Annotated in this window: 11 protein-coding genes; 7 read left to right on the top strand and 4 right to left on the bottom strand. The window is 44.8% G+C overall.

Features of this window, described 5'->3' with window-relative positions; translation table 11 throughout:
• The first annotated feature begins 23 nt into the window (after positions 1-23).
• Genes pstA through phoU form a run of 3 tightly spaced genes read left to right on the top strand, consistent with a single transcriptional unit; the run spans position 24 to position 3247 of the window.
• Entirely contained in the window at positions 24-1697 is a 1674-nt protein-coding gene (pstA, locus tag R7F64_RS20180) for a phosphate ABC transporter permease PstA (protein ID WP_025768855.1), read from the top strand.
• A gap of 2 nt (positions 1698-1699) precedes the next feature.
• On the top strand, positions 1700-2518 hold the full coding sequence (pstB, locus tag R7F64_RS20175) for a phosphate ABC transporter ATP-binding protein PstB (protein ID WP_005381745.1): 819 nt from the start codon (positions 1700-1702) through the stop codon (positions 2516-2518).
• 30 nt (positions 2519-2548) lie between these two features.
• On the top strand, positions 2549-3247 hold the full coding sequence (phoU, locus tag R7F64_RS20170) for a phosphate signaling complex protein PhoU (RefSeq protein ID WP_005381744.1): 699 nt from the start codon (positions 2549-2551) through the stop codon (positions 3245-3247).
• Between the two features lie 62 nt (positions 3248-3309).
• Here phoU and ppk2 read toward each other — a convergent pair whose 3' ends face one another.
• The 3 genes from ppk2 to R7F64_RS20155 form a co-directional block, all read right to left on the bottom strand.
• Complete coding sequence (gene ppk2 / locus R7F64_RS20165; RefSeq protein ID WP_171344849.1) at positions 3310-4086, bottom strand: polyphosphate kinase 2; 777 nt, start codon at positions 4084-4086, stop codon at positions 3310-3312.
• A gap of 46 nt (positions 4087-4132) precedes the next feature.
• Complete coding sequence (locus tag R7F64_RS20160) at positions 4133-4900, bottom strand: copper homeostasis protein CutC (protein ID WP_412034472.1); 768 nt, start codon at positions 4898-4900, stop codon at positions 4133-4135.
• A 282-nt stretch (positions 4901-5182) separates the two neighbouring features.
• Positions 5183-5794, bottom strand: coding sequence for a peroxiredoxin C (locus R7F64_RS20155; protein ID WP_005381738.1), 612 nt, complete (start codon positions 5792-5794; stop codon positions 5183-5185).
• A gap of 199 nt (positions 5795-5993) precedes the next feature.
• Here R7F64_RS20155 and R7F64_RS20150 point away from each other — a divergent pair, with 199 nt between their 5' ends.
• From R7F64_RS20150 to aceA, 3 genes are all read left to right on the top strand, one after another.
• Positions 5994-6899, top strand: a complete 906-nt coding sequence (locus R7F64_RS20150; protein WP_005383681.1) for a hydrogen peroxide-inducible genes activator — start codon at positions 5994-5996, stop codon at positions 6897-6899.
• A gap of 606 nt (positions 6900-7505) precedes the next feature.
• Complete coding sequence (gene aceB, locus R7F64_RS20145; protein WP_017820561.1) at positions 7506-9134, top strand: malate synthase A; 1629 nt, start codon at positions 7506-7508, stop codon at positions 9132-9134.
• A 120-nt stretch (positions 9135-9254) separates the two neighbouring features.
• Positions 9255-10568, top strand: coding sequence for an isocitrate lyase (gene aceA, locus R7F64_RS20140; RefSeq protein ID WP_005381733.1), 1314 nt, complete (start codon positions 9255-9257; stop codon positions 10566-10568).
• Positions 10569-10691: 123 nt separating this feature from the next.
• Here the strand turns inward: aceA and R7F64_RS20135 are convergent, their stop codons facing one another.
• Entirely contained in the window at positions 10692-11141 is a 450-nt protein-coding gene (locus R7F64_RS20135; protein ID WP_017820562.1) for a CBS domain-containing protein, read from the bottom strand.
• Between the two features lie 312 nt (positions 11142-11453).
• Between R7F64_RS20135 and R7F64_RS20130 the strand changes: the two genes are divergently transcribed.
• The gene (locus R7F64_RS20130; protein WP_017820563.1) at positions 11454-12620 is read left to right on the top strand and encodes a trypsin-like serine protease; all 1167 of its coding nucleotides are present in this window, start codon (positions 11454-11456) and stop codon (positions 12618-12620) included.
• Positions 12621-12811: the final 191 nt, after the last annotated feature.

Genomic DNA, 12811 nt, shown 5'->3' with positions numbered 1-12811 from the left:
TTGAATAAAGAGCGAGTAATAACGTGTTAAATTGGATTCGTTCTGGCGCACCGTGGATATGGCTAACAGGCGGTGCAGTCAGCATCAGTTTGTTGTCGGTATTAGGGTTGTTACTCCTTATCGGCTGGAAAGGCCTGACTTACTTTTGGCCAGCGCCCTTGTATCAGTGGAATGTTGCAGCGCTGACTCCTGTACAAGGCGAAGTGCTACATGAAAATACTATTCTGATTGGTCAAGTGTATGAGCGCAGCTTTGTACCGAAGAGTTATTTGCCTGAAAGCGCAGCACAACAGTTAGAAGACGATGAAGATTTTGCCACGCGACTCAACATCAAAATCGCTAACCGAGAGTTGTATCCCGCCGATTTTATCTCCGTATTGCAAATGCAGTTGGATGAGCCCACGACGCCAAAAGAGTGGGCGGTGATAGAGCGCAGTAGCGGTGGTTATTTCTTTGGTAAGCTGGTGGCGTTTCAAGATGGCGATAATATATACACCAGTGATATTCAATCGATACTAAATAAAAAGCTTGATGATGCAGAAACTCTGCGCCATGAGATTGATTCTTTGGTGGTCGATCAGCTTAAAGAGCTTGGTTGGAAGCTAGAGCAGTTGCGATTAGAAAAGCGCAAGCATGAATTGAATGACACGCTGACAGAAAGCTTCTTAAAGGAAAATCAGACGAAAAAAGAGCAGATAGAAAAAGCGCTTGCGACGTTAGATTTGCAACTTGATGGTTTACGACTTCAGCTCTCTGACTATGCCTTGATTGCCGAGGATATGACGGGGTCACAAGTATCGATTCCGCTCGAAGACATTTTGGACTACTGGTATCCAAACCAAATGTCACTGCCTGATAAAGTCATGCATTGGGGAAAACAGGTTTGGAAGTTTTTATCTGAAGATCCAAGAGAGTCTAACTCCGAAGGAGGCGTGTTCCCTGCGATATTTGGTACGGTTTTCTTAGTACTCATCATGTCGATCATTGTGATGCCACTCGGGGTGATCGCCGCTATCTATCTACATGAATACGCTAAGAATAACGCTCTAACCAGAGTTATTCGTATTGCGGTTATAAACCTAGCGGGTGTTCCATCGATTGTTTATGGCGTGTTTGGTTTAGGTTTCTTCGTTTATACGATTGGTGCCTCTATCGACAACGTATTCTATGCGGAGAAGCTACCGGCACCAACCTTTGGTACGCCGGGTTTGTTATGGTCTGCACTAACTCTTGCCGTGCTGACGCTTCCAGTTGTGATTGTGACTACTGAAGAAGGTTTAACTCGTATTCCGAGCTCAGTACGACATGGTTCTCTGGCGCTTGGTGCAACTCAGTTCGAAACACTATGGCGTGTGGTTTTACCTATGGCGACGCCAGCTATTATCACAGGTTTGATCCTTGCGATTGCACGTGCAGCTGGCGAAGTAGCGCCACTGATGCTGGTGGGGGTCGTGAAATTGGCATCCAGTTTACCGGTTGACGGACAATTCCCTTATGTGCATTTGGATAGAAAGTTCATGCATTTAGGTTTTCACATTTACGATGTTGGCTTTCAAACCTCCAACATCGAAGCGGCGCGACCATTAGTTTATGCTACCTCTTTCTTACTCGTGACAGTGATTGTCGGGCTAAACTTAACAGCAATCAGTATTCGCAATAATTTACGAGAAAAATACAGAACGTTAGGACAAGATTAAGTATGTTTAATTTTGATAGTACATTAGGTTATGAGCCACCATTGGATGTTCATAATTTAACGGATGAACAAACAGCCATCTCAATCGAGAACCTTAATCTGTTCTATGGTCAAACTCAGGCGCTGCATGATATTTCGATGCGAATTCCCAAAGGGCGAGTCACCGCTTTTATCGGTCCTTCAGGGTGTGGAAAGTCGACGTTATTACGTTGCATCAATCGCATGAACGACTTAGTGGAAGGGTGTCGAGTCACAGGCAAAGTGCGTCTCCATGGCAAGAATGTTTATCATCCTAATGTTGATGTTGCGACACTTCGACGCCGAGTGGGGATGGTGTTTCAAAGACCCAATCCATTTCCTAAGTCTATTTATGAAAATGTAGTTTATGGCTTACGCTTACAAGGTGTAAAAAACAGCCGCAGTTTAGATGACGCAGTGGAGCGATCCTTGCGCTCGGCGGCGTTGTGGGATGAGGTAAAAGACCGCTTGCATGAGAACGCATTTGGTTTATCTGGTGGTCAGCAACAGCGCTTGGTCATTGCGCGTGCGGTGGCGATTGAGCCGGAAGTCCTGTTATTGGACGAGCCAACATCAGCGTTGGATCCAATCTCAACTTTAACTATTGAAGAGCTTATCAATGAGCTGAAGACTCAATATACTGTCGTTATCGTTACCCATAACATGCAACAAGCGGCGAGAGTGAGCGATCATACTGCATTCATTCATATGGGTAAGTTAATTGAATACTCTGACGCGGACTCGATCTTCACTTCGCCAATGAAGAAACAGACCGAAGATTACATTACGGGTCGCTACGGTTAAGTCGCGACTCTATACGGAATAAGGAACATCATGCACTTTGGACGTCATATTTCAGGACAATTTAACGTAGAGCTAGAATCGATTCGTACTCATGTATTAACCATGGGAGGCTTGGTAGAGCAGCAGCTTTCGTATGCTATTCAAGCCTTGCATAAAGAAGACATCGAACTGGCGCGTAAGGTTGTGCGTGACGATCATAAAGTGAATGCGATGGAAGTCTCGATCGATGACGCCTGTACACGCATTATTGCTAAGCGTCAGCCAACGGCAAAAGACTTGCGCTTAATCATGGCTATCATCAAAACGATCACGGATTTAGAACGCATCGGTGATGTGGCGACACGCATTGCTTACGTTGCCATTGAAAGCCCATCATCAAAAGAACGACAATTCCAAGTGTCGTTAGAGCCTCTCTGCCGTCAGGCAATTAATATGCTGCATCAGGTTTTAGACGCGTTTGCCCGTATGGATGTAGAAGCGGCAGCAGAGGTGCACAAACAAGATGACAAACTAGACGCCGAGTATGAAGCGGTGATTCGTCAGTTGATGACTTACATGATGGAGGATCCAAAAAATATCCCTAATATTCTGCAAGTGATGTGGTCTGCACGCGCGATTGAACGCGTGGGGGACCGCTGCCAGAACATCTGTGAATACATTATTTACTTTGTGAAAGGGAAAGATGTACGCCACCTAGGTGATCAAAGTATTGATGACGTACTGAAGTAACTGACTTCAACAAATAGACCAGCTTTTAGGCTGGCCTATTTATTAGAGAGAAGGAAAGCACGTCAATATTTATCAGGAACGAAGGTCTGATCATCAATGGGCGCTCTGACGTAACCTTCTTTATTGAGTTCAGGTAATTCGATGGGTGAGTACTCAAGTGCTTTGTAGTCAATCTGGCTTAGTAAATGACTGATACAGTTCAAGCGCGCTTTCTTTTTGTCATCAGAAGGGACGACCCACCAAGGGCAGTTTTTCGTGTCTGTATAGGCAAACATCTTATCTTTTGCTTCCGAATACTCCGCCCAGCAATGACGTGACTCTAAATCCATTGGGCTGAATTTCCAACGTTTGATCGGCGTATTAATTCGACCTAGAAAACGTTTTTCCTGCTCTTCGTCTGAAACCGAAAACCAATACTTAATCAGAATAATCCCAGATCGTTGCAACATTCTCTCGAATTCAGGGCAAGAGCGTAAAAACTCCTCGTATTCGTCTGGAGTACAGAACCCCATGACTTTTTCGACACCTGCTCGGTTATACCAACTTCGGTCAAATAAAACGATTTCACCAGCAGATGGTAAATGAGCGACGTAACGTTGGAAGTACCATTGCGTTTTTTCTTTTTCTGTCGGTGCAGGCAGAGCCACTACGCGACAAACACGCGGGTTTAGCTTTTCTGTAATTCGCTTTATCACTCCGCCTTTGCCCGCAGCATCACGTCCTTCAAACAGAACCACCACTTTTAACCCTTTGTGTTTGACCCACTCTTGAAGTTTTACGAGCTCAACTTGAAGGTTTTTGAGCTCCTTTTCGTATTCCTTTTTCTTCAATTTAGACATACACATTTCCTCACTCCTTGATAAACAATATGTTAGCACTCAAAAGCTATGCGTGTGAGGTTACGGTCGTGTATTTGAGAGCTGCTACGACATCGGTAATGGCTTGTGTACTTGTGATGGGGATTAAAAAATCATCGACATCGGATGCGCCCATTTTGCTTTGTTCAGCAACAAAGGTCATTTGGCTAGGGCGTGTGGTTTTGCCTGACAGATGGATTTCAGGAACTTGAGTGTCTTCTACTAACGCACGTACGTTACTCGCATTAACGCCAGCCCCCGCCATGATCGCAATGCGTCCTTGCGCTTGCTCAACTAAGGCTTTAAGCACATCGATACCTTGCGGTGCAGAAGGCGCAAGGCCGGAAGTCAAAATACGTTCACAGCCTAAGCTGATCACTTCTTCCAAAGCTTTTTCAGCGTCACGACACTGGTCAAAGGCACGATGGAAAGTCACGCCTAAGCCAAGCGCTTGAGCAAATTCACACAGTGCCGTTGCGTACGGCATATGAATGTCGCCGTCTTGAGTGAGCACGCCGAGCACGACACCATTCAAGCCAGCTTGTTTAGCGGCTTCAATATCCCAACGCATCATTTCGATCTCTTCTTCATTGTAGAAGAAGTCACCTTGGCGTGGGCGGGTCATGGCATAAACTGGAACACTCGAAAGCTTAGCCGCTTGCTGCATAAAGCCATAACTGGGTGTTAGTCCGCCTAAAGCCAAAGAGGAGCAAAGTTCAATCCGAGTGGCGCCGCCAGCAATGGCGTAGTGCAGAGATTCAATATTATCAATACAGACTTCTAGGTGAGTAACCACGTTCATTCATCCTGCTAACGTTACAAATAAGTGTTGTGGCTAAGATATTAACAGGGCCAGTAAGCAGAATCTGTATGGAGGGGATGATAAATAGAGGTAAAGTTTACGCTGAAGCGTTACCTCATTTGGCGGTTTATCTGAAGGAAAAAGAAAGCCCAGAGCAGAGGCTCTGGGCTTTGATAGGACTTTACTTAGACTGATTGGCGTTTGCGGTTTTCCGCATTAGCTTATTGCTTTATATACATCCAACCATCACACCCGTTGAGCTAGGGTGAAGGTCTATTATTTTTTGCCTAGGTCAGCTGCGTGCTCAGATAGGAACGCTGCAACACCTTTTGGAGATGCGTCCATACCTGCTTTACCTTCTTCCCATTGTGCAGGACATACTTCGCCGTGCTTCTGGTGGAAGTTAAGAGCGTCAACCATGCGTAGCATTTCGTCGATGTTACGGCCTAGTGGTAGGTCGTTAACTACTTGGTGACGTACAACGCCTTCTTCGTCGATTAGGAAAGAACCACGGAAAGCAACGCCTGCTTCTGGGTGCTCAACGTCGTAAGCTTTACAGATTTCGTGCTTAACGTCAGCAACTAGTGGGTACTTAACTTGACCGATACCGCCATCTTCGATAGCAGTGTTACGCCATGCGTTGTGAGAGAACTGAGAATCGATAGAAACACCGATTACTTCAACACCTTTAGCTTGGAAGTCAGCTAGACGGTTGTCGAATGCGATTAGCTCAGATGGGCAAACGAAAGTGAAATCTAGTGGGTAGAAGAATACTACTGCTTTCTTACCTTTAGTGAACTCTGCAAAGTTGAAGTTTTCAACGATTTCACCGTTACCTAGAACAGCTGCTGCAGTAAAATCAGGGGCTTGACGACCTACTAGTACCATTTTTTAGCTCCTAAAAAGTATGGTTAGCTCCAAACCGAATTCAGTTGTGTCGGTTTGGTTCGTGTTTGTACGAGACAAACTATAGTACAGATTGTAGTATTGAAAAAAGCGAAATAAATAGATTGAGTTAATCGAAAAAAACGATAATAACAAAACTCTTAACTCGATCACTGGAACGGCGGTAGATACAAATACAATTATGAATAAATGGCCCAGTTTGAAGCAGTTACACTATTTAGTCACACTGCATGAAACAAGACATTTTAGTGACGCTGCAGAGCGTTGTTTTGTCAGTCAGTCGACTTTAAGTAAGGGTATTCAAAACTTAGAGGAGTTGATTGGCTGTCCATTATATGAAAAGAAAGACAAGAAAAGTCCACTGGTTTTTACCCAAACAGGAGAAATGGTAGTAAAGCAGGGGCGAGAGCTGTTAGCAAAAGGGCAAGATTTGGTCGAGCTTGGACGTATGTGCCAAGGCGACGATATGCAAGGCCAGCTAAAAGTAGGATGTATACCAACAATTGCTCCGTTTTTACTGTGTGATTTGGTACAAGAGGTGAACTACCGTTTTCCACAACTGAATCTTTTATTAAGAGAAGACACGACGACAAACTTACTTCAAGCGCTCAGACATGGTGAGCTGGATGTGCTTATTTTAGCGTTACCAGTCGAAATTGATGGCATGGAAAGCCGAGTAGTGGGTAAGGATCCGTTTCGAATGGTTATAAGCGCTAATCAAGCCCAATCGGTCCCTGTGCCGATTCGTTACGCGGATTTACCTGACGAATCCGTCTTTCTACTAGAGAAAGAACATTGCTTAACGGAACATGCGGTATCAGCGTGTAAATTAACAGACAAAGAAAAAATCAATCCGTTTACGGCAACCAGCCTCCATACACTGGTGCAAATGGTTGCGAATGGTTTGGGAACAACGTTCATTCCTCAAATGGCTATCGACCATGGCTTGCTGCATAACCAGAATTTAGTCGTGATCGATCCTCCAGGTAAACAAGCTTATCGCGAAATCGGCTTAGTTTGGCGTCCGAGCTCGTCAAGAACGAAAACATTTAATCAACTTGCAGAAGTCGTTTCAGAGCTGCTTTAGCTATTAGTATTAGCCCTTACTTCTCCATTATTTATCTAAAAGCGCACTGGAAACAGTGCGCTTTCTAGTATTTTATTCTGCTGGTAAACTTTGACTTGTAAAATTTTACAGCTCTTCTTTGATGAAGCTTTCATAAAATAGTGAAATTTCACAATGTTAATTTTACACAAAGCCCTGCATGTCTTGTTTGACCCCTGTTTAAATCCATCTCTTCAGCCCTTGTGAATACAAGGTGTTTGTTTACCTGTCAATATTCATACGCTTGTTTGAAATGATAAAACGACTTTAAATTTAATGTAATTTTATTACGTAATAACTTACAAAATAAGGCGCTTGATAGATGGTTTTTACCTTGCGGAATAAAACTTTGAATTTTCTGTTTTGTTTATATTAGGGGTTTCACTAAACCCTTTGTTGATATAGCTTATTTAAAGGCCGATACGACTTATGTCTAGATTGAAAATACACGTAGCATTACGCAATCTATCGGCATGGCTAGACGAGTTGAACACAAAGTTAAAGGATGTAATTTGTTGTTCATAACTTACAAATGTAGCTTTACGCTGACTGCCCAAGATTGATAAAGCACGTTAAGGATGAATGATTATGCTTGCTCAGACAGAACAAAAAACACAACAACTAAAGCAAACCCAAGGCATGCTTGAGGTGAATGGAGTCGTTGCTCCAGAACATCAAGCAATTTTCCCTGTTGAAGCCCAAACCTTTTTATCTCTACTGTGTGAAAAATTTGCCGGACGTGTTGAACAGTTGCTGGAAGCAAGAGAAGAGAAGCAAGCACGTATTGATGCTGGTGAGCTACCAGATTTTCTACCAGAGACACAAGACATCCGTGAAGGAAGTTGGAAGATCCTAGGAATTCCACAAGATCTGCAAGATCGCCGTGTGGAGATTACCGGACCAACTGACCGCAAGATGGTGATTAACGCACTGAATGCGAATGTAAAAGTGTTCATGGCAGACTTCGAAGATTCAATGTCTCCTGCATGGAGTAAAGTGCTAGATGGTCAAATTAACTTGCGCGATGCTGTTAATGGCACCATCAGTTACACCAATCCTGGCAATGGCAAACATTATCAGCTGGAAGATGACCCAGCGGTGTTGATCTGCCGTGTTCGCGGCCTTCATTTAAAAGAAAAACACGTTACGTGGCACGGTCAGATCATTCCAGGTGCGCTATTCGATTTCGCTCTGTATTTCTATAACAACTACAAAGCGTTACTTCAAAAAGGCAGTGGCCCTTATTTCTACCTTCCAAAACTGCAATCGCATCACGAAGCGAAGTGGTGGAGCGAAGTGTTCCATTTCACGGAAGACTACTTCGGTTTGGATACAGGCACCATCAAAGCGACTGTGCTGATTGAAACCTTACCAGCGGTATTCGAAATGGACGAGATTCTGTTCTCGCTCAAAGAACACATCGTTGGTTTGAACTGTGGTCGCTGGGATTACATCTTTAGCTATATCAAAACATTGAAAAAACACTCAGACCGAGTACTGCCAGATCGCCAAGTGGTAACGATGGACAAGCCATTCTTAAACGCTTACTCGCGATTATTGGTACGTACTTGCCATAAACGAGGTGCTTTCGCGATGGGAGGAATGGCCGCATTTATCCCAGCTAAAGACCCGAAAGAGAATCAAAAAGTATTAGACAAGATCCAGACTGACAAATCGTTAGAAGCTAACAACGGCCACGACGGTACTTGGGTGGCTCATCCAGGTTTGGCTGACACTGCTATGGAAGTCTTTAGTGCTGTGCTGGGTGAACGCACCAACCAGTTGGATGTGAGCCGTGCAGAGGATGCGCCTATTACAGCCGCTGAACTGCTTGAGCCTTGTGAAGGCGAGCGCACTGAAGGCGGAATGCGCCACAATATTCGCGTTGCGCTGCAATACATCGAAGCTTGGATTTCTGGCAATGGTTGTGTGCCGATTTACGGACTGATGGAAGACGCAGCAACGGCAGAAATCTCCCGTGCCTCTATCTGGCAATGGATTCAACACGGCAAGTCGCTAGACAACGGATTAAAGGTCACTAAAGAGCTGTTCGAGCTCTATCTCAAAGAGGAGATTGAAGTCGTGAAGCAAGAAATTGGCGAGCAGCGCTACCATGCGGGTCGATTTGAAGAAGCAGCAGACTTAATGGCAAGGCTCACGACGAGCGATGAACTGACCAACTTTTTGACAGTTCCTGGTTATGACTACCTGGATTAATAAAGAATAACTGTAACACCAATAACGTGAAGGATTTTCAAGGCAGATAGGGAAGTACTGCCTGAGAACGGAAACTCAACGCACACGCATAAAGTGCAAATTATAAAGAGGGATAGACCAATGACTAACTTAACTCGCCGCCAACAAATTGAAGCTCTGGAAAAAGACTGGGCAACTAACCCACGCTGGAAAAATGTGAAGCGTACTTACACTGCCGAGGAAGTGGTGGAACTGCGTGGCTCTATGGTGCCTGCAAACACAATTGCACAACGTGGTGCAGACAAACTTTGGTCACTGGTCAACGGTAGTGCGAAAAAAGGTTACGTAAACTGTCTTGGTGCGCTAACGGGTGGTCAAGCCGTTCAACAAGCTAAGGCAGGTATTGAAGCGATCTATCTGTCAGGCTGGCAGGTAGCGGCGGATAACAACACCGCTTCGACGATGTATCCAGACCAATCTCTTTACCCAGTAGATTCTGTACCGTCAGTAGTAAAGCGTATCAACAACTCATTCCGTCGTGCAGACCAAATTCAGTGGGCTGCTGGTAAGACGCCTGAAGATGAAGGTGGTATTGATTACTTCCTACCTATCGTAGCGGATGCTGAAGCGGGCTTTGGTGGTGTGCTTAACGCTTACGAACTAATGAAATCGATGATCGAAGCCGGTGCCGCGGGCGTTCACTTTGAAGACCAGTTAGCATCGGTGAAAAAGTGTGGTCATATGGGGGGTAAGGTATTAGTTCCTACGCAAGAAGCGGTACAAAAGCTCGTTGCAGCTCGTTTGGCTGCTGACGTAGCGGGTACAACAACATTAGTTATTGCTCGTACTGATGCGAATGCGGCGGATCTCATTACTTCAGATTGCGACCCATATGATAAAGACTTCATCGAAGGTGAGCGTACTCAAGAAGGTTTCTACCGCGTTCGCGCGGGTATCGACCAAGCTATCTCTCGCGGCCTGGCTTACGCACCATATGCAGACTTGATTTGGTGTGAAACGGCTACGCCATGTTTGGAAGAAGCACGTAAGTTTGCAGAAGCAATTCACGCTGAATACCCAGATCAATTGTTGGCGTACAACTGCTCGCCTTCATTCAACTGGGAGAAAAACCTAGATGCAGAAACCATTGCTAAGTTCCAACAAGAGCTTGCAGACATGGGCTACAAGTACCAATTCATCACGCTAGCAGGCATTCACAACATGTGGTTCAACATGTTTGAACTGGCGCACGCTTACGCTCAAGGTGAAGGTATGCGTCATTATGTTGAGAAAGTTCAGCGTCCTGAATTCCAAGCAGCTGAAAAAGGCTATACGTTTGTTGCGCACCAACAAGAAGTAGGTACAGGTTACTTCGATAGAATGACCAATACTATCCAAGGTGGTAACTCTTCAGTGACAGCATTGACAGGTTCGACCGAAGAAGACCAATTCTAATTGGCAGAGAAACACTTCCTTAATCAGCGTCAGTAATGGCATTTTGAGCGGCAACCCTGCCGCTCTTTTTTCGTTTAACCGGTGTAAAAACGAAACTTACAACAAAGAGAATACGCTTGCGTACTACTCTTCCTGCTCGATTTCTTCAGGTTCCACTTCTTCTTGCAGTTCCAATAAGTTAATCGCAATGGTCACAAAGTCACTGTCAGTAATGATGCCGACCAATCGACCTTTGGTGACAACAGGTAGACAGCCAACTTTATGCTTTTGCATATAGATAGCGCTCTCTTTGAGCCCCGCGATAGGCTCTGCCGTCATGATATTGGTGTGCATCATTTCGTAGAGCGGTGTGTCTAAAGTAAAAGATTGTTCAGCCTCATCTGGGTGCAAGCTCGATTCTTGAGCAGCAAGAATGTCGCGTTGAGTCACCAAGCCTTGTAAGTGGTTATTGGCATCAACAACCGGAATGTGTCGAATATCAAGCGCATCCATCATGCTTTTTGCATCACGCAAGGTGTGCGTGCGCAGTAAGGTATGAGGATTACGAGTCATCATGTCTTCAACCTTGATCATAGAGACCTCCAGCGGCATTGTCCTTCTCTTAAATATAGAGAATATTTTTCTGTATATCTGGGAGCTAACTCGTTTTTCATCAATTAAATAGCACAATGCTGATGGGCTGCGTAATCTGTGTTTTATTGGTGTTTTTATTAATTTGAATAAGTCGGTTTGTGTGCGAGTCAGTTGGCATTTTTAGTTGATATTGAATGTGTTCCCAAGGTAATCCAATGAATTGAATCGCACATTTTTATTCGCTGGATTTTCCAAGATTCTTCTCTCGAAGAAGATACGTCCAGGCTTACCAAATTGAAGACAGCAACCTAGATGAAACGAACAACGTGTAACAAACTTATTGCGCTGGCAGTGGCGGCATTCAGTGTGCCATCAACACAGGCGATTGTGTTAGGAGATGAACAAACCGATCCTGTTGACCGCGTTACTTTGCGAGCAAGTAACATGGCAGAGTTTCCGCTGTGTGGTGGAACGATGCTGACAGAGCAATGGGTACTGACTGCGGCGCACTGTGTGGTGATGGGACAAGGAACCAATGAAGCAACCTACTATGTGACCCCGCCGGGTGAGCTGTCGGTGAATGCGAATGCGTATGAACTTAATTCTGCAGGGCTTGATAACTTTTATCCGGTGTCTCACGTTGTGGTTCATCCGGATTACACCCGGATTTCAAAAGCTGAGACCGACAGTAATGGCAACGTGAAACCTATCCAAACCGGTTTAGATTCAGACATCGCGTTGCTGTATCTCACGCGCCCAGTGGCAAACGCGAACTTTGCTGACCTAGCGAGTAAAGTTGACATGGAGAGTATCGAAGCACGTTTGGTGGCGGATTGGAACGATAATTACCTGACCAATCAACGTGTCGAAAATGTGCAAGTGTTTGGATGGGGGGCTACTCAGCCGGATGCTTCTGAACCTTCTAATACGCTCAAAACCACCATTAGCACATTTTTACCCATCGACAAATGTTATGAGCGTTTAGAAATTGGCAGCAGTTTTCCGGGGATCATTGATTCAAGAGACAACCAAACCAAAATTTGTACGCTACCAACACAAAACCATGTATTGGAGCCAGATAGCCATACTCAATATGGCAACTCTGCATGTAAAGGTGACAGTGGTGGCCCGTTGGTCGATGTGGCGACCGGCAAACAAATTGGTATTGTTAGTGGCGGCCCCCTTATTCTACCAACGTGTGGCTCTTTGACGATCCCAAGTTTCTACACCAAGGTGAGCCACTATTACGACTGGGTACAGTCTTACATCACTGCCGATGCGCCACCAAGTCGTTACATCATTGCGCCGAATTTTATCAAAAGTGCTAACAATGAAAGTGGTGACAATAAAGAGTGTCACGATGGCATTGCGACCAATAACTGTGATTTCAAAGGCTCAGATGATGAAGGTGGCAGTCTAGGGTTTTGGTTATTGGGTTTATTCGTGCCGTTATTCTTGTGGCGAAAGCGTGAGGTTTGATAGGGCGATTGGAATGCCAAACTAATAAGCAGCGGTATACGCTGCTTTGCTTTTTTCATGTTTTCTCTTTTGGGCTCAAATTAAAAATAGTGCCAAGTAATCGAGGCTTTTCACGTTTTATTACACTCTTCACCATGGCTTTTACTGCTATATTCTGGTGATTTGCTTGCTATTGCAGCATGTAAACATAT

It is taken from the genome of Vibrio sp. Vb1980 (assembly GCF_033338615.1).
In the GTDB taxonomy this organism is placed as follows: domain Bacteria; phylum Pseudomonadota; class Gammaproteobacteria; order Enterobacterales; family Vibrionaceae; genus Vibrio; species Vibrio alginolyticus.
Note: the sequence above shows the minus strand (reverse complement) of the source record. Positions and strands in the feature narration are given on the sequence as shown.

Excerpts from the sequence above, each read along its gene's own strand:
- pstB (WP_005381745.1), top strand. The coding sequence starts at position 1,700 with ATGTTTAATTTTGATAGTACATTAGGTTATGAGCCACCATTGGATGTT.
- aceB (WP_017820561.1), top strand. The coding sequence starts at position 7,506 with ATGCTTGCTCAGACAGAACAAAAAACACAACAACTAAAGCAAACCCAA.
- phoU (WP_005381744.1), top strand. The coding sequence starts at position 2,549 with ATGCACTTTGGACGTCATATTTCAGGACAATTTAACGTAGAGCTAGAA.
- aceA (WP_005381733.1), top strand. The coding sequence starts at position 9,255 with ATGACTAACTTAACTCGCCGCCAACAAATTGAAGCTCTGGAAAAAGAC.
- R7F64_RS20155 (WP_005381738.1), bottom strand. The coding sequence starts at position 5,794 with ATGGTACTAGTAGGTCGTCAAGCCCCTGATTTTACTGCAGCAGCTGTT.
- ppk2 (WP_171344849.1), bottom strand. The coding sequence starts at position 4,086 with ATGTCTAAATTGAAGAAAAAGGAATACGAAAAGGAGCTCAAAAACCTT.
- R7F64_RS20130 (WP_017820563.1), top strand. The coding sequence starts at position 11,454 with ATGAAACGAACAACGTGTAACAAACTTATTGCGCTGGCAGTGGCGGCA.
- R7F64_RS20135 (WP_017820562.1), bottom strand. The coding sequence starts at position 11,141 with ATGATCAAGGTTGAAGACATGATGACTCGTAATCCTCATACCTTACTG.
- R7F64_RS20150 (WP_005383681.1), top strand. The coding sequence starts at position 5,994 with ATGAATAAATGGCCCAGTTTGAAGCAGTTACACTATTTAGTCACACTG.